Below are 16,190 nucleotides of genomic sequence, written 5' to 3'. Positions count from 1 at the left end.
CTGAGTGGATCGGCGGCAGCCCCGCACTGTTGCCGCGATGCAGCCGGCAGCGAACGGAGAATGAGGCCCCACTATGGACGATCCCACTTCAGACCCCAGCGCGGGGACCAACAAATATGAATCCACTCCGAACCTTCGCACGACGGCCGCCGACGGCGTGGAATACGCATATCGCGACGTAGGGCCGCGCGACGGCAGCGCACTGGTACTGCTCCAACACTTCCGCGGAAACCTCGATAGCTGGGATCCGGCCCTGATAGACGCACTAGCGCAACACCGCCGCGTGATCACAATGAACTACCAGGGCGTCGGAGGCAGCACCGGGACGCCGGCTGACACCATCGAGCAAATGGCACGCGAAGTTCTCGCCTTCACCGTTGCGCTCGGCATCGAAACCTTTGACCTGCTCGGCTTCAGCATTGGCAGCTTCGTGGCGCAGCGCGTCGCACTCGCACGGCCGGATGCCGTTGGCAAGGTGATCCTCGCGTCCACCGCACCGCAAGGCGCGCGCGGCATGCACGGGTGGGCGCCGGAAGTGATCGGTGCCGTCGGCAGGCCGCAGACGTCGCCCGCGGAGTACATGAGCGTGTTCTTCACCATGTCGGAGTCCAGCCGCGCCGCAGGCGGGAACACTCTTACCAGGATCTATTCGCGTACGGACGGCCGAGACGTCGAGACGGACTGGGCGACTCGGATGGCTCAGTACGACGCGGTCACGAAATGGGGCGTGCCGAACACCGCCTTGTTCGAGGAACTCGAGGGGCTGACTGCTCCGGTCTTCGTGGCAAACGGCGACAGCGACCCGATGATCCTGCCGAAATACTCGTACCTCATCGCCGGCCTGCTACCGAACGCGACCGTCAAGATCTACGAGGACGCGGCACACGGGGTCTTGTTCCAGCACTACGAGGAGTTCGCATCCGACGTCATCACGTTCCTCGATCGCCAGTGAACACGAGGCGTGGGCATCGCCATCGCTAACAAAACTGGCGCCTGGACCCTCCACAGTCCTTTGTAGCCTCTGACCACCGCGGCCTGGTTGACTCGGCGCAGCCGTCCGAGCCAAGAAGATCGCGCGGCTGCGCGTCACAGTGTCGAGCACGGCATCGCACACCGGAAGAACTGACGGATTGCTACGGCGAGGCCATAGCCAGGCGGCACTCGCCCGACACCTCAACCGTCTCGAGCACATGTGCGACACCGTCCAGGCCGTCTCCGGACGGTGTCACGCCAACAGACCGCCACCCTCTCCCACCGCCCCCGAGCGTGACCACCGCCAGCGCCGCAGACCTCGACGTCCCGCGGCCAACCACACACAAGGTCGTTAGACCCCGCGCAGACTGGGCCCAAGAAATGGCGATACGCCACCCCCTGTGGGCTGGCCCTTATTCAATCCGCAGTCAACGGCGCCAGCCGTACCCAAGCAGAGCCGTCACCCTTCAGAATGGAGTGAGTAGGCTTCTCTGAGCACATGGTGGCTACAGGTAATGGTGAGGCAACGACGCGGCTCGCGTGAGATTGCAGACATCGACTTCGCTCCCCCGGTCAGTACACCGGCCAGCGTCGAGATCATGTCACTGGCGGAGCTTCGGCAGCGAGCTGCAGTCCGCATGGGCGAGGCCGGGCTCGGTGCACCACAGCGGCCAACGTTCCATCATCTGATCACACTCTCCAGTGGCTCCTTGTGGCACACAGTGGACTTCACCGGCTATGCCCTAAAGCCGGGTTCCTGGCTGTGGGTCCGGCCCGGTCAGGTTCAGCAGTGGGGTGACCTGCACGAGGCCGAGGGCATGCTGATCCTCTTTGAGAGCGACTTTCTGGATTCGAGCACCGTGACCGCGTCACGCGTGGACGATCCGCACGCCCCTGTACTTCAGACTCCCGACCCTGAAGATCGCCACGCGCTGGCGATGGCCGTCGACCATCTTTCACTAGAGTTCCAGGGACTGCGCGGCATTTCGCTGGAAGCCCACGTAGCAGTTCTGCGCCATCTACTGTCGGTTCTGGTGCTGCGCCTTTCCCAGCGGACCACACCGGTCGGCAGCCCGGCTCCAGACCCTGGAGAATCCTTCGTCCACTTCCGTGACGCCGTCGAGCGCGACTTCACTCGCACACGTCGTCTGGAAGACTATGCCCGCGCTCTGGGGTATTCGCCTCGCACTCTCTCCCGGGCCGCAATCGCCGGAGCCGGTGTGGGAGCGAAGGAATTCATCGACCGGCGAGTGATCCTGGAGGCAAAACGCCTCCTGGCGCACGGCGACCAGCCAGCCTCCCGCATCGGGGCACAACTCGGATTCACCAGCGCCACCAATTTCAGCAAGTTCTTCCATCAGCGTACGGGTCACTCTCCCACAGCCTTCCGGGCGTCTGTGCGCGGGCAATCTTCGAAGAATTCCCATGACCGTGTGACTGATACCGGGCAACCCCGGCAGTGATGGCCGCTCCTGCAAGCGGTGCCACCAGGTAGATCCACAGAGGTGACCAGTAGACGCTGTGGTGTGCCCACAATGCGGGGCCAAACTGGCGGGGCGGGGTTGGCGGACCCACCGGTCATGGTGCCGAGGATGACTACGGCGACGGCGGTGGATCGGGCAAGTGGGATCCAGCGCCTCCGCCTGGGGCGGGACATCAGCACCAGGGTGACCGTGAGGGTTGCGGCGGTGGCCGCGGCTTCGTCGGCGAACACGGCAGCGGCTGGCCAGACGGCATCGGGCTTTACGGCGGCGTAGACCATACGATCGCCGACGACCGGGCCCCACACGAGGCGGGCCAGGCCTGTGCCGGCCACGGAACCTGTGAGTTGGGCGGCGACGTACGGCAAGACACCCCGGCCGTGGAGGGCGCCGGTCAACCACAGGCCGAGAGTGACGGCCGGATTGAGGTGTCCGCCGGAGTAGCGGCCCCACGGAGAGGACAGCGCCCAGGTGAGCGCAGTACCGACGATCACCGCCACAACCGCGAGCTGGAGGTGCGCTTCCGGCAGGACCCGGCTGCGCGGAGAGATCATCATCCAGCGCACGGCGCTGACCACGACGAAGAGCACGCCGCCGGTGAGGGCGAACTCCGCGGCGGCTGAGGCCCAGGCACCCGTGCCGCCCGTGGATGGGGACCGCCAGGCACCATCGGTTCCGCCGCCCGACGCCAGGCAGGCGTCCACCGGTGTGGACACCCGAACAGGGGTGAACATCGGTCAGCTCCAGGCCATCTCACCCGTCGCGACCTTGGCGCCCAGGTCCAGCGCGACCGGCAGGCCCAGGTCCGGGTAACGCTTGAGGAGTGCGGCCTTCAGCGCCTTGGAGTCGTTGCCGCTCCTGGCCAGCTCCTCCTCGAGCGCGGCGAGGTAGGCGCGGGTGTAGGCGATCGCTGAGACGTCGTTGGCGGCGTCGGCGGAACGGTGGCCGGCCACCACGAACTGTGGGGCAAGTTGGTCCATCTCGACGAGTGTCTCGGCCCATGCGGCCCGCTCTCGCGGGGTAGGGGTGTCGGCCGTCCACACATGCAGGCCGGCGAACAGCAAAACTCCGCCCACGACTGCGCGGTCCTCGGACTGCCACAGGTACTCGGTGCGCCAGACCAGATCCGGGTGGCCGCCGCGGAGCTCGAAGTCGTGGCCCTCCATGCTGACACGGTCCCCGTCCAGCACCTCCGGAATGACCACTTCACTGGGCAGGTTCCTGGCCAGGTGCGCCCAAGTCTTGAGCTTGCCTTCCCAGCTGGACTTGATCCGCTCCACGGTGGTGGCGGTGGCGACGATCCTGACGTCGGGGAACGCCTGCCGGATCACTTCCAGACCGAAGTAGTAGTCAGGGTCCGAGGTGGTGACCACCACGGTGGTCAGCTCCTTGCCGCTGTCGATGATGTCCGCCAGGACCCGGTGCTGCTCAGCGACCGTGAACTGGCCGTCGACCAGTAGCGCTTCACACTCGCCTGTGATCAGTACGGACGACTTGTGCAGCCCAGTGTCGCCAGCGGTGTGAACGGTATATGTCAGGGCAGACATGGCTGTGCCTTTCACGGTGCTATGCGGGGATCAGGTATTCGTTGCTGCGGCCAGGTGCTGATCCAGGGCCTGAGCCAGCGCGTCGGCCGAAGAGACCGGACCACCTAGGCGATCGGTCCCGTGTGCGGTGTGCAGTAGCAGCGTCGGGTAGGCGTCGACGCCCAGACGGCGCACCCTGAGGAAGTCGGCCTCCGCCTCGGCGCGCGCGGTAGGCGAGGCGTAGGCGTCTGCTACCGAGTCGGCGTCCAGGCCCAGTTCGATGGCGAGGTCCCGGTAGACCTCAACGTCGGAGAGGCTCCGGCCCTCGACGTACCAGACACGCTGCATCGCAACAGCAGCACGCAGGGCATCCGCGCCCGGCTGGCTGCGCAGCGCAACTAGCCCCACGGCAGCATCGGCAGAGTCCATCACGACCGTCCCGTCGGCCAGCGCGGCAAGGTAACCGTCGCCGAAAGTGACGCCGGTCAACTCGGCGATGCGCCCATTGGCGCCCGGGATATGCGGATACGCAGACACCGGCAGCGCGCGCGAGCCGGTGAACAGACCGCCGGACAGCACGCGCAGCTCGATCCGGTCCGCATTGACGGCCGCGAACTCGTGAAGCGCTGGCCCGAAGCCGTAGCACCAGCCGCAATAGGCGTCGAAGGCGTAGGTCAGTCGAACGCGCTCCACGGAACTCATCACGTGTCGGCCCTTTCCGGATTCCGTCACCCGGCTCTCTGTCTCGGTCGGGCTGACAGTGTCAAAGCTATGGCCAGATACTAGATCCCTCTGGATACAGAGACGACGCACCATGGTGAAAAACCGACAGGTTTCAGGATCGCCTCAATCCGAAGGGGACGAACGCTGTCCCGCCCTTCACTTAGCGTCGCTTCAGCGCTACGGGATGACCAACCGTTCCAGGTTGTCAACCGGACCGAGTCCATTCTGCTCGGAGCTCTGCACTCCGCCATCAGCGGGCGTGCTGGCGCGGTCGGGAGCGGACGTGAACTCAATTCTTCGCAACGCAACACAAGCAAAAGCCCATCGCTGACGCCGAACGTGAGCCCCTGTGACGACCCTGTCCTCGGCACAGCCTGCTGCCGAACTGGCCGCCCTCGTTAGAGGCACGAATATTGACCACGACCATCGCCCCGGCCATCGCGGCCAGCGCGCCGATCATCTTGAAGCCGGCGCCCGCGACCCCGCTCTCGGGCCTGATCATCGGCGAGCTACTGGCCGAGACCGAGCTGCCCGCCGGTTCGTGGAGCATCCTGCCGGTGGCGAACGAGCGGATGCCCGCCCTGGTGCAGGACGAGCGGCTGCCCGTCATCTCCTTCACCGGGTCCGAGAAGGTCGGTTACGCGATCATGGACAGCGTGCCGCGCAAGCACTGCACGCTGGAGCTCGGCGGCAACGGCGCGGCCGTGGTGCTCGCCGACTGGGCGAGTGACGCGGACCTGGACTGGGCCGCCACCCGCATCGCCACCTTCTCCAACTACCAGGGCGGCCAGTCCTGCATCTCCGTACAGCGGGTGATCGCGGACGCGTCCGTGTACGACCGGCTGCTGCCGCGCATCGTCGCCGCCGTCGAGGCGCAGGTCACCGGAGACCCGTCGGACGACAGGACCGACGTCGGCCCGCTGGTCAGCGAGGACGCCGCCAAGCGCGTAGAGGCGTGGGTCGAGGAGGCCGCACAGGCCGGGGCCCGCGTGCTCACCGGCGGCAAGCGGGACGGCGCCGCCTACGCACCGACCGTGCTCGCCGACGTACCGCAGGACACCACCATCTCCTGCGAGGAGGTCTTCGGACCGGTCCTCACCGTACGGCGGGTGGAGGGCGAGGCCGCCGCCTTCGCCGCCGCCAACGACTCCAAGTACGGGCTCCAGGCAGGTGTGTTCACGCACGACCTGCAGACGGCGTTCCGCGCCCACCGCGCGCTGGAGGTGGGTGGCGTCGTGATCGGCGACGTGCCGTCCTACCGTGCCGACCAGATGCCGTACGGCGGCGTGAAGCAGTCCGGCGTGGGCCGCGAGGGCGTGAAGTTCGCGATGGACGACTACACGTACGAGCGGGTGCTGGTGCTGACAGGCCTCGCCCTCTGACTTTCACCTTTCGCCGCCGATGGCCGGAGTCCGCTGTGCGGGGGCTCCAGCCGTTGCCGTCCCGCAACCAGCCATCAGAACCACTAGCCCCGCGTGTTGGCCTGTCCGGACCCTCAGCCGGAGAAGCCGATATGCGCGAGCCGCACTGGGCCGCGCAGTCCGAGGTGGAGGTCGGGCACGTCGGTGGCGGCGAATTCGGCGCCGAGCGTGGTGTAGCCGTACGGGCCCTTCGTCGCGCTCAGGGTTACCGCGGCGATCATCGGACCGCCCTTCAGGGAGAGTTCCACGACTCCCAACCACACCGACAACCAGACACTCCGTCAACCACACGATCAACGACTCCAGAATAAGCGAGCAAGCCCTCGACGCTCCCTGCTGCTAAAGACACAGGTGCTCAAGCATCCGTCCGCATCAGCTCTGGTGGGATGTGTTCCCGAGTGCCGTCGTCACCACTGCAGCCACGTCTGGACTGTCCGCCCCTGGGAGGTATCGCGAACGTCTGTCCATGCTGACAACAGGCGAACGATATTGAAGCCGCGACCGTGTTCGTCCGGATCGACTTCGCCCCTCGTGTGGGGGTCGCACTCACCTGAGTCGACCACCGTAATACGCAGGGTTCGGATGTCGAGACAAAGCAGTACTGTCATTTCGGTGCGACCGTGAAGGGCAGCGTTGGCGGCGAGTTCCCCGATGATGAGAAGAGCGGAATCCGTCGTGTCCGACGGAACGCACCAGTGCCTCAGCACATCAGCGGCCCAGGCACGTACTACAGGCACAGAGGCTACGGTGGCAGACGACGCGACCAAAGCTCGATTGCTCAGGCCGTGGGTGACCGTCCCAGGGGTGGGCCCGGCTGGTACGACGGGCGCTTCGGCGAGGCGCATGAGGGGCCTCTCGGGGTGGACGGGATACGGAGGCCCGACGCCGGGACGGCGTCAGGTCGTCCGGAGTGACATAATCAAAGCTATGACTAAATTGCGCGTGATTCAGGATACAAACGCGACATAGTGCAGTCAGAAAGCGACAGGCCATACCGAACCGCCCGTACGTCAGAGCCCTGAGCCGCGCCTCTGACTACGCAGGGTAAGTCGGCCTTCGTCAATCGCGATCGCTGGCCTGGCATGCCGTTCATCGCGACCTCCTCGCACCAGGACCTGCGATCGCCCGCCAACCCGAGGTAGCCACCTCACCCAGGTCGGGACGCACGCACCCTCCAGCGCGACAGCACGACGACCGCCCAGGGCCGACTGACATGACGTAGCCACCAAGACCAGTACGACCCCTTCCAGCCGGACCGGAAGCAGGTCAATGCCAGCGAGACAACCAGACTGCACCGCGAGCAGCCGACGTGCGCGCCTCTCGTCAGGGTCGTAGCGGTAGCCACTGGATGCGCCGGCTCCAGCAGTGAGCCTGCCGCACGTCACTCGGCACACAGGTCGCGACAACGATGACGTCTCCCACCCTCCGCATGGTGGGCTCCGGCGACCAGGCCGACCCGACAGACGAACACCTTGACAACGACCATCCGTGTCAAGCCCGATGTCTGGCGTCGAAGTCGACGGAGTGGGTGGTCAGCTTCCCCAGCAGTTCGATCAGCGTGCGCTTCTCGTCCCCACTGAGGGCGCTCCCCCACTCCCGCTCCCGCTCATTGTGAGCCAGGAACGCGGACGCGATTGCCTCCTGCCCCGACTCGGTGAGGGAGAGCCCCAAAGCCCGTCCGTCGTAGGCCGCGCGCTCCTTCCTCACCAGACCGTCACGCTCCAGCGTGTTCACCAGCGCAGACACTGCAGCCCGGCTCATGCCGGACAGTTCCGCCACCTTCTTCGCCTCAACTGGAGCGCTCAGCCAGATCGCGAACAGCACGCGGAAGCCGGGCCAGGACCAGCCGCGTGGCCGGTGCACGGTGGATTCGAGGTCGTAGACGACCATGTTGGCCGCTCGATGGAGAGTGAACACCAGCCGCATGGCGACCGGATCGATGCTCGGCAGTTCCCGGGAGACCCGCTCGACGGCGTAGTCGATGAACGACCAGAAGTGCAGATGCTCGGGGTCGGACGGTTCCAAGGTCATGCCTGGAGTCTAGGGCGCAGCTCGAGGCTGGTTCACCCGAGGAGGTAGGCCCGTTCGCGACGTTTCCGACAAGTAACAGGAGTCCGTCGTTCGGGTCTTCCCAAAGGTTCCAGCGAGGAGTAGGGTCCAACTAATCAAAGCTTTTATTACGGCTTTCGAGACCATTCCTCCCGATTCAGATATCGGGTCTCAATGGTGCAAAAACACCCCCGGTATGGCCCCACACCTTGTGCCTCACCGGCTTCCCTGATCGCGCGCCGCCACGGCAGACGCGATGCGAGTGCCACTCATGGGAGTCCTCATGCCTGAAGTCCTAGCTCCGCCCAGCCCCGGCGCGCTGCGCGCATGCATGTCCCGCTTCGCCACGGGCGTCACGGTCGTCACCTACGACGGCGAAGACGGCCCGCGGGGCGCCACCATGAACTCCTTCACCTCCGTGTCGGCCGACCCTGCACTGGTGCTGATCAGCGTCGCTCGCAGAGCCCGGTGCCACGACCGGCTCGCCGACCAGTCGTTCTGCGTCAACGTCCTGGGCGCCGAGCAGGAACGCCTGGCCCGGCTGTTCGCGGGGGCCCAAGGTCTGGGAGAACCCGACTGGGTGGCTGACGCCCGGGTGCCACGGCTGGCCGCCCCCCTCGCCTGGATCGAGTGCGACCCCTGGCGCTCGTACGACGGCGGTGATCACACCCTCGTCGTCGGCCAGGTCATCGACCTCGGCCACCGTGACGGCGACGCCCTCACCTACGCCTGGAGCCGCTTCGGTACAGCGACCGAGTCGTCCGACGGCATCGAACACCTCATCTGACAGCCCTTCCCCCGACCCTTCCGACTCAGGAGCACCACCATGGCCGCACGCACCGGCAAGGAATACCTCGAGCGACTGTCTGCCTCGCGTCCCACCGTCCATATCCAAGGCGAGACCATCGCCGGCGGTGTCCAGGACCACCCTGCCTTCCGCAACGTGGTGCGAACGTACGCCGAGTTGTACGACCTCCAGCACTCCGCCGAGCACAAGGACGTTCTGACCTACACCTCCCCCACCTCCGGTGAACCGGTCGGCACCTCGTTCCTGACCCCGAAGACCCCGGACGACCTGGTCAAACGACGCAAGGCGTTCAAGGTGTGGGCCGACCACAGCAACGGCATGCTCGGCCGCACCGGCGACTACATGAACAGCTCCCTCATGGCACTGGCCTCTGCCGCCGACTGGTTCGCCCAGGCCAACCCCGCTTTCGGCGAGAACATCCGCCGCTACTACGAGAAGGTCCGCGAAGAAGACCTGCTGTGTACCCACACCCTGATTCCGCCGCAGGTCAACCGTTCGGTGGCTGGCACCCAGCAAGCCGGAGGCAAGTTGGCGGCGCGGATCGTGAAGGAGGATGACAACGGGGTCGTCATCCGCGGTGCGCGCATGCTCGCCACCATCGCCCCGTTCGCTGACGAGATGCTCGTCTTCCCGTCCACCGTGCTGCGTGGCACCCCCGAGGACAAGCCGTACTCCTACGCCTTCGCCGTTCCCAACGACGCCCCCGGCCTGCGATACATCGCCCGCGAACCACTCGACTACGACCGCCCCCGCCACGACTACCCGCTTTCCTCCCGCTTCGAGGAATCGGACAGCGTGGTTGTTTTTGACGACGTTCATGTGCCCTACGAGCGCTGCTTCGCCCTCGGCGACGCGGATCTGTGCAACGGCTTCTACTCCCAGACGGCGTCCGTGGTGCACATGACGCATCAGGTCGTCACCCGGACGTCCGCCAAGACCGAATACATCCTGGGCCTGGTGTCTCTCCTGACCGAGGCCATCGGCATCGAACAGTTCCAGCACGTCCAAGAGGACATCGCCGAGATCATCACCACGCTGGAGATGCTGCGCGCATTCCTGCGGGCAGCCGAGGCCGACGCCGAAATCAACGAGTACGGCGTCCTCACTCCGGCCTTCGCCCCGCTGAACGCCGCCCGCAACCTCTACCCCAAGCTTTACCAGCGCTTCCCTCAGATCCTCCGCAAGCTCGGCGCCTCCGGCCTCATGGCCACTCCGACCGAACTGGACATCAACGGGCCGGCAGCCGCCGACATCGAGGCTTACCTGCAGTCGGCGACTCTGACCGGCCCAGAGCGCGTGAAGCTCTTTCGGCTGGTGTGGGACACCTGCATTTCCGCCTTCTCCAGCCGCCAGGCCCTGTACGAGTACTACTTCTTCGGCGACCCGGTCCGCATGGCCGGCGCCTACGTGAAGTCCTACGACCGCGAGCCTTACAAGGCCAAGGTCCAGGGATTCTTGGAGCGTTCCTGATGACACATCCGCTCGGGAACCCCCCATCGAAGATCATCGCGGTCCACCTCAACTACCGCAGCCGGGCGAAGGAACGCGGACGGGTTCCGTCGCAGCCGTCGTACTTCCTCAAGCCGCCGTCGTCCCTGTCGGGTACCAAGGAGGCGATTGTCCGGCCCGAGGGGTGCGAACTCCTCGGCTTCGAGGGCGAGATCGCGCTCGTCATCGGCTCGCGCGCCCAACACGTGACGCCTGAGGATGGCTGGTCATATGTGCGCTGGGTGACCGCAGCCAACGACGCGGGCGTGTACGACCTGCGGTACGCCGACCGCGGCTCCAATCTCCGCTCGAAGGGCGCCGACGGCTTCACACCGATCGGACCGCGCCTGTTGGACGCCCGTGAACTCGACCCAGGTGCCCTGCAGTTGCGGACCTGGGTCAACAGCGAGCTGGTCCAGGACGACACCACCGACACGCTGCTCTTCCCCTTCGGACAACTCGTCGCCGACCTGTCCCGGCTGGTCACACTGGAGCCGGGAGACGTGGTCCTCACCGGCACACCGGCCGGCGCCTCCGTCGTTTCGCCAGGCGATCTGGTTGAGGTTGAGGTGAGCGGCGGTGGGCTGTCCACGGGGCGGCTGCGCAGTCCGATTGCCGCAGGGCCCGCGCTCGACTCGTACGGTGCCATGCCCCGTGTCGACCCCGCGGAGCGCGAGGCCGCGTACGGATCGACGTACGTCCCCGAGCCACTACTCGCCAAGGCGATCGAGGACGGGCTGCGCTCGGTCGCCGTCGCCACGCTCAGCGCACAGCTACGCAAGCGCGGTCTGCCGCACATGTCGATCGACGGCGTACGTCCCACACAGCCGGGCGCCGGCATGGTCGGTGTCGCCCACACCCTGCGCTATCTGCCGCTGCGCGAGGACCTGTTCAAGAGGTACGGAAACGGCATGAACGCCCAGAAGCGGGCTGTCGAAGAGCTTCGTCCGGGCCAGGTGCTGGTGATGGACGCCCGGCGGGACACCTCCGCGGGAACGATCGGCGACATCCTGGCGCTGCGCGCACAGCAGCGTGGTGCGGCTGGCGTCGTCACCGACGGCGGGCTGCGCGACAGCGCGGCCGTGACGGAACTCGGCCTGCCGGTATTCCACGGCGGAGAGCATCCGTCTGTGCTCGGCCGCCGCCACATCCCCTGGGACACCGGCGTGCCGATCGCCTGCGGCGGCGCCCTCGTCCAGCCCGGCGACCTGATCGTCGGGGACGCCGACGGGGTGGTGGTCGTACCGCCCGAGCTTGCCGAGGAGCTGATCGCCGACTGCAGCGAGCAGGAGGCGCAGGAAAGGTTCATCACAGAGCAGGTACGGACCGGACGCAGTATCGACGGCCTCTATCCGTTGGGGCCGGAGTGGCGTGATCCGTACGAGCAGTGGCGCAAGCAGCGCAATACGGAAGGAGAGTCCCTGTGAAGTTCAGAAGTGACCCGTCCTCAATCCGCGGGTCCATCGCCCCCGTCGTCACACCGTTCACCGCGGACGGCGCCGTCGACCACGACAGCTTGCGGACACTGATCAGCTTCCAGCTCCAGGCCGGCTCGCACGGGATCTCGCTGGGCGGCTCGACCGGCGAGCCCAGTGCGCAGTCCGCCGCTGAGCGGATCGAGGCGATGCGTACCGTCGCGAAGGAAATCGGCGACCGTGTTCCGTTCCTGCCAGGCACTGGTTCGCACAAGCTCGACGAAACCCTCCAACTCACCGCCGCAGCACAGGAGTTGGGTGCCGACGCGGCGCTCGTCATCACTCCGTACTACGCGCGCCCCACGCAGGAAGCCCTCTACCGGTGGTACGCGACGGTGGCCCGGGAATTCCCGGACATGCCGATCGTCGCCTACAACGTGCCGTCACGCACCGCCGTCGACATCGCACCGGAGACAGTGAAGCGCCTGTTCACAGACTTCGAGAACTTCGTCGGAGTCAAGGAGACGACAAAGGACTTCGAGCACTTCTCGCGCGTCCTGCACGCCTGCGGCCGCTCGCTGCTGGTGTGGTCCGGCATCGAATTGCTCTGCCTACCACTCATGGCGCTGGGGGGCGCTGGGTTCGTGTCGGCCGTCGCCAACATCGCGCCAACTGCGGTTGCCCGGATGTACGAGCTTTGGGAGGCAGGCGAGTTCGACGCCGCCCGCGAACTGCACTACCGACTTCATCCGCTGGTCGACCTGCTGTTCGTCGAGACGAACCCGGCGCCTGCGAAGTGGGTGCTGCACCAGCAGGGCCTCATCGCCTCTCCGCATGTCCGCCCGCCGCTCATCACTCCCACGGACGCGGGCCTCGTGAAGATCCGCGCGCTGCTCGCCGAGGGCGGCGATCTCACCTCACAGATCGGAGTTGCACGATGACCACGATCCCCCAGGGCTTGCCGTCTGTCATCCGCCACTGGATCGGCGGCAAGCTCGTCGATGCGGCCGACGGCCGAACGTTCGACGTCTCCGATCCGGTGTCCAACACTCCGTACGCGCAGGCCGCTCGGGGTTCGGCAACCGATATCGACCTGGCAGCGCGCGCGGCAGCTGCTGCCTCCACGGAGTGGGCGGGACTGTCCAACCGGGACCGAGCCGCCACGCTGTACCGCATCGCAGACGCAGTCGAGGCCCGCCACGACCGGCTGGCTGCCTACGAGACGTACGACACCGGACTGCCGATCACCCAGGCGCGCGGCCAAGCGCGGCGCGCAGCGGAGAACTTCCGCTACTTCGCGGACGTCATCGTCGCACTCGGCGAGGAGGCCTTCCGGCAGGGCGAGGAACAGTTCTCCTACGTGCGACGCACTCCTGTGGGAGTGGCTGGGCTGATCACGCCATGGAACACACCGTTCATGCTGGAAAGCTGGAAGCTGGCGCCCGCACTGGCCTCCGGATGCACGCTGATCCTGAAGCCGGCCGAGTGGACACCGCTATCGGCGTCACTGTGGCCGGAAATCTTCGCCGAGGCAGGCGTGCCGGCAGGTGCGGTGAACATCGTGCACGGCATCGGCGAGGAGGCCGGCCAGGCCCTCGTCGACCACCCGGACGTGCCGCTGATCTCCTTCACCGGATCCACCGGCACCGGTCGGCGCATCATCCGGTCCAGCGCCCAGCACCTCAAGACCACTTCTATGGAACTGGGCGGTAAGTCCCCGGCCGTCGTCTTCGCCGACGCAGACCTGGAAGCCGCACTCGACTCGATCGTGTTCGGGGTGTTCTCCCTCAACGGCGAGCGCTGCACGGCCGGTTCACGGGTGCTCGTGGAGCGATCGCTCTACTCGGAGTTCGTGCATCGCCTCGCCGAACGGGCCGCAAATGTACGAGTCGGGCTGCCTTCCGACCCGGCAACAGAAGTCGGCGCACTGGTCCACCCCGAGCACTACGCCCGAGTCTTGAACTACGTCGAGATCGGCAAGCAGGAGGCCCGGCTCGTCGCTGGCGGCACTCGACCTGATCACCTGAACGACGGCAATTACCTTCAACCAACCGTGTTCGCCGACGTCAAGCCTGACGCCCGGATTTTCCAGGAAGAGATCTTTGGCCCGGTCGTCGCCGTTGCCCCCTTCGACGACGAGGCCGAGGCGATCGAACTCGCCAACGCCACCCGGTACGGTCTGGCGGCCTACATCTGGACAACCGACCTCAAGCGCGGCCACCGCATCGCCCATGCCGTCGAGTCAGGAATGGCCTGGATCAACTCCCACAACGTCCGGGACCTGCGTACTCCCTTCGGCGGGGTCAAGGACTCGGGCGTCGGCCGCGAGGGCGGCGCCCACTCCATCGACTTCTACACCGAATCCAAGATCATCCACGTCGCTCTCGCCGAGGTTCACACCCCACGGTTCGGGACCGTCTCATGAACGCACCTGATGTCATCCGGTCGACGTATGCCCAGCTCGCCGTCACCGATCTCGGTGCGGCACGCTGGTTCTGGGTCGACATGCTCGGTTTCTACGTCCAGTACGAGGACGCCGACTCTCTCTACCTGCGCGGCACTGACGAACTCACTCACCATTCCCTGGTGCTGCGCCGCGGTGAACTGGCCGCCCTCGACCACATTGCCTACCGCGTACGCACCCCTGACGACGTCGACAAGGCCGAGCGGTTCTTCGCCGAACTCGGCCGCCCCGTCAAGCGCTTGAAGAAGGGAGATGGTACACGCGGCATCGGCGACGCTGTACGTGTGATCGATCCGTTGGGCTTCCCTGTCGAGTTCTTCTACGAGATCGAGCACGCCGAACGTCTCATTCAGCGCTACGACATCCGTCACGGTGCTGAGGTTGCCCGCCTGGATCACTTCAACATCTGCACTCCGGACATCCCCGCGGCTTACGCTCACTACAAGTCCCTCGGCTTTGGTTGCTCGGAGACCATCGAAGGCGACGAACACGAGCTGTATGCAGCGTGGATGTATCGCAAGCAGACGGTGCACGACGTTGCTTTCACTGGCGGTGCCGGCCCCCGCCTGCACCACCTGGGCGTCGCCACCCATGAATCCCACCAGATCCTGCGATGCGCCGACATCTTCGGCTCGCTGCGCAAGGAGCATCACATCGAACGCGGCCCCGGGCGTCACGGGGTCTCCAACGCCTTCTACCTCTACCTCCGCGACCCTGATGGTCACCGAGTGGAAATCTATACCTCGGACTACTACACCGGTGACCCGGATCACGAGACGTTTCGCTGGAACGTCCACGACGACCGTCGCCGTGACTTCTGGGGCAATGCAGTGATCGAGTCCTGGTACAAGGAAGCCACCCCAGTCCTGGATCTGGACGGACGGCCTCAGGACGTCTCAGATGCCGTACTCGATGAGTCGGCCGTTCAGGTCGGCGCAGACGGACTCGGCTGAGCCCGTCCGGAGGGGGACCCCAGATGGGGACCCCCTCCGGACAGCAGAGAGCCGTGGCGTTAGTGACCACGCCGCGAGGCGACGCGTCCGCCGGACGCATCGAATTCTAGGCGGGAGGCCGTCCGTCAAAGCTTCGTGCCCCCAGAAGCACAACCGGGCGAGACGTCCAACTCCCGCGCCTCCCTGCACAGATGTCGTCTCGCTGCTATGCACAAGGGATAAGCGGACGGCGCTCGACATGCCGGTCCGATGACACTGCGGTCCGGCGGTTCGGCGTCCGACATTGCCTACGTCCAAGTTGCCCTAAGGCTTGGGCCTTGGCCCAAGGCCCCTTGTCCCGTAAAGATCTTCGAGTCAGCGGGGCCGTGATCGGCTACCACCCGCTCTGCTCGCCTATCGGCTGAGTGCGAGGTTGTGTAGGCGGGCGATTCCACTCATCGCCTGATGGACGCCGTCGCCCTTCAAGCGGCAGTCGCGGAGGATCTTCCAGGTCTTCATGCGTGCGAAGGCGTGCTCAACACGCGCACGGACCTGGCGGTGAGAACTATTGTGCTCTTCCTTCCAGGCCGGCAGCGCGCTCTGCCCGCGCTCGCGGCGGTGCGGGATGACCAGGCCGGTGCCCCGGTGGCCGCCGTCGGCGATCACAGTGGTGCGGCCGACAGCGTCCTTGGCTCCGGACAGTGCCCACGCCTTGCAGTCGTTGCGGTTGCCGGGCAACGGTCGGCCGACCACGACGACGCGCCGGGTGTCAGCGTCGATGACGACCTGGTGGTTGGTGGAATAGCGGTAGTTCTAATAGGTCATCGGTGATCCTGAACGCGTGAGCGCAAGGGCTGCCGAGCGAGGTGGAAGCCTGCCCCACTTCCGGGACGAGATCCCCGTGGTCAGAC

Annotated in this window: 14 protein-coding genes and 2 pseudogenes; 9 read left to right on the top strand and 7 right to left on the bottom strand. The window is 66.1% G+C overall.

Going from position 1 to position 16,190, the window contains the following annotated elements; genetic code table 11:
* Window positions 1-73: 73 nt before the first annotated feature.
* Both ACFVKT_RS35510 and ACFVKT_RS35505 read left to right on the top strand, forming a co-directional pair.
* The gene (locus tag ACFVKT_RS35510; protein ID WP_385739453.1) at window positions 74-952 is read left to right on the top strand and encodes an alpha/beta fold hydrolase; all 879 of its coding nucleotides are present in this window, start codon (window positions 74-76) and stop codon (window positions 950-952) included.
* Window positions 953-1,487: 535 nt separating this feature from the next.
* Window positions 1,488-2,435 (top strand): helix-turn-helix domain-containing protein, encoded by a 948-nt coding sequence (locus tag ACFVKT_RS35505; RefSeq protein WP_385739450.1) that lies wholly within the window; start codon window positions 1,488-1,490, stop codon window positions 2,433-2,435.
* Here ACFVKT_RS35505 and ACFVKT_RS35500 read toward each other — a convergent pair.
* From ACFVKT_RS35500 to ACFVKT_RS35490, 3 genes are read right to left on the bottom strand one after another with little or no spacing between them, the layout of a single operon-like run.
* On the bottom strand, window positions 2,342-3,187 hold the full coding sequence (locus ACFVKT_RS35500; RefSeq protein WP_385739447.1) for an aquaporin: 846 nt from the start codon (window positions 3,185-3,187) through the stop codon (window positions 2,342-2,344). The genes ACFVKT_RS35505 and ACFVKT_RS35500 overlap by 94 nt on opposite strands.
* A gap of 3 nt (window positions 3,188-3,190) precedes the next feature.
* The gene (locus tag ACFVKT_RS35495; RefSeq protein ID WP_385739444.1) at window positions 3,191-4,000 is read right to left on the bottom strand and encodes an MBL fold metallo-hydrolase; all 810 of its coding nucleotides are present in this window, start codon (window positions 3,998-4,000) and stop codon (window positions 3,191-3,193) included.
* Window positions 4,001-4,030: 30 nt separating this feature from the next.
* A complete protein-coding gene (locus ACFVKT_RS35490; protein ID WP_385739441.1) occupies window positions 4,031-4,681 on the bottom strand; it encodes a DsbA family protein in 651 nt (216 codons plus the stop codon).
* Between the two features lie 443 nt (window positions 4,682-5,124).
* Here ACFVKT_RS35490 and ACFVKT_RS35485 point away from each other — a divergent pair.
* Window positions 5,125-6,084, top strand: a pseudogene (locus ACFVKT_RS35485) (aldehyde dehydrogenase family protein); the annotation flags it as partial.
* Window positions 6,085-6,197: 113 nt separating this feature from the next.
* Here ACFVKT_RS35485 and ACFVKT_RS35480 read toward each other — a convergent pair.
* The 3 genes from ACFVKT_RS35480 to ACFVKT_RS35470 all read right to left on the bottom strand — a co-directional run bounded on the left by ACFVKT_RS35480 (window position 6,198) and on the right by ACFVKT_RS35470 (window position 8,154).
* Window positions 6,198-6,371, bottom strand: coding sequence for a hypothetical protein (locus tag ACFVKT_RS35480; protein WP_385739438.1), 174 nt, complete (start codon window positions 6,369-6,371; stop codon window positions 6,198-6,200).
* 159 nt (window positions 6,372-6,530) lie between these two features.
* A complete protein-coding gene (locus tag ACFVKT_RS35475) occupies window positions 6,531-6,968 on the bottom strand; it encodes an ATP-binding protein (RefSeq protein WP_385739435.1) in 438 nt (145 codons plus the stop codon).
* A 646-nt stretch (window positions 6,969-7,614) separates the two neighbouring features.
* Window positions 7,615-8,154 carry a MarR family winged helix-turn-helix transcriptional regulator gene (locus tag ACFVKT_RS35470; protein ID WP_385739432.1) on the bottom strand — a complete coding sequence of 180 codons (540 nt, stop codon included), beginning with the start codon at window positions 8,152-8,154 and terminating at the stop codon, window positions 7,615-7,617.
* A gap of 301 nt (window positions 8,155-8,455) precedes the next feature.
* Here ACFVKT_RS35470 and ACFVKT_RS35465 point away from each other — a divergent pair, with 301 nt between their 5' ends.
* The 6 genes from ACFVKT_RS35465 to hpaD are packed head-to-tail and all read left to right on the top strand — an operon-like array spanning window position 8,456 to window position 15,300.
* Window positions 8,456-8,959, top strand: a complete 504-nt coding sequence (locus tag ACFVKT_RS35465) for a flavin reductase family protein (RefSeq protein ID WP_385739429.1) — start codon at window positions 8,456-8,458, stop codon at window positions 8,957-8,959.
* A 39-nt stretch (window positions 8,960-8,998) separates the two neighbouring features.
* Window positions 8,999-10,450, top strand: a complete 1,452-nt coding sequence (hpaB, locus tag ACFVKT_RS35460) for a 4-hydroxyphenylacetate 3-monooxygenase, oxygenase component (RefSeq protein WP_385739427.1) — start codon at window positions 8,999-9,001, stop codon at window positions 10,448-10,450.
* Window positions 10,450-11,895: a fumarylacetoacetate hydrolase family protein gene (locus ACFVKT_RS35455; RefSeq protein WP_385739424.1), complete on the top strand. Its 1,446-nt coding sequence runs from the start codon at window positions 10,450-10,452 to the stop codon at window positions 11,893-11,895. Before hpaB ends, ACFVKT_RS35455 begins: the two co-directional genes overlap by 1 nt.
* The gene (gene dapA / locus ACFVKT_RS35450; protein ID WP_385739421.1) at window positions 11,892-12,824 is read left to right on the top strand and encodes a 4-hydroxy-tetrahydrodipicolinate synthase; all 933 of its coding nucleotides are present in this window, start codon (window positions 11,892-11,894) and stop codon (window positions 12,822-12,824) included. The genes ACFVKT_RS35455 and dapA overlap by 4 nt, the downstream gene beginning before the upstream one ends.
* The gene (gene hpaE, locus ACFVKT_RS35445; protein ID WP_385739418.1) at window positions 12,821-14,308 is read left to right on the top strand and encodes a 5-carboxymethyl-2-hydroxymuconate semialdehyde dehydrogenase; all 1,488 of its coding nucleotides are present in this window, start codon (window positions 12,821-12,823) and stop codon (window positions 14,306-14,308) included. The genes dapA and hpaE overlap by 4 nt, the downstream gene beginning before the upstream one ends.
* Complete coding sequence (gene hpaD / locus ACFVKT_RS35440) at window positions 14,305-15,300, top strand: 3,4-dihydroxyphenylacetate 2,3-dioxygenase (protein WP_385739415.1); 996 nt, start codon at window positions 14,305-14,307, stop codon at window positions 15,298-15,300. The genes hpaE and hpaD overlap by 4 nt, the downstream gene beginning before the upstream one ends.
* Before the next feature lie 393 nt (window positions 15,301-15,693).
* Here hpaD and ACFVKT_RS35435 read toward each other — a convergent pair.
* Window positions 15,694-16,092, bottom strand: a pseudogene (locus ACFVKT_RS35435) (transposase); the annotation flags it as partial.
* Window positions 16,093-16,190 lie beyond the last annotated feature (98 nt).

Source organism: Streptomyces sp. NPDC127595 (genome assembly GCF_042671685.1).
GTDB lineage: Bacteria > Actinomycetota > Actinomycetes > Streptomycetales > Streptomycetaceae > Streptomyces.
The sequence above is the reverse complement of the archived record's forward strand: the minus strand, read 5'-3'. Positions and strand labels throughout refer to the sequence as shown.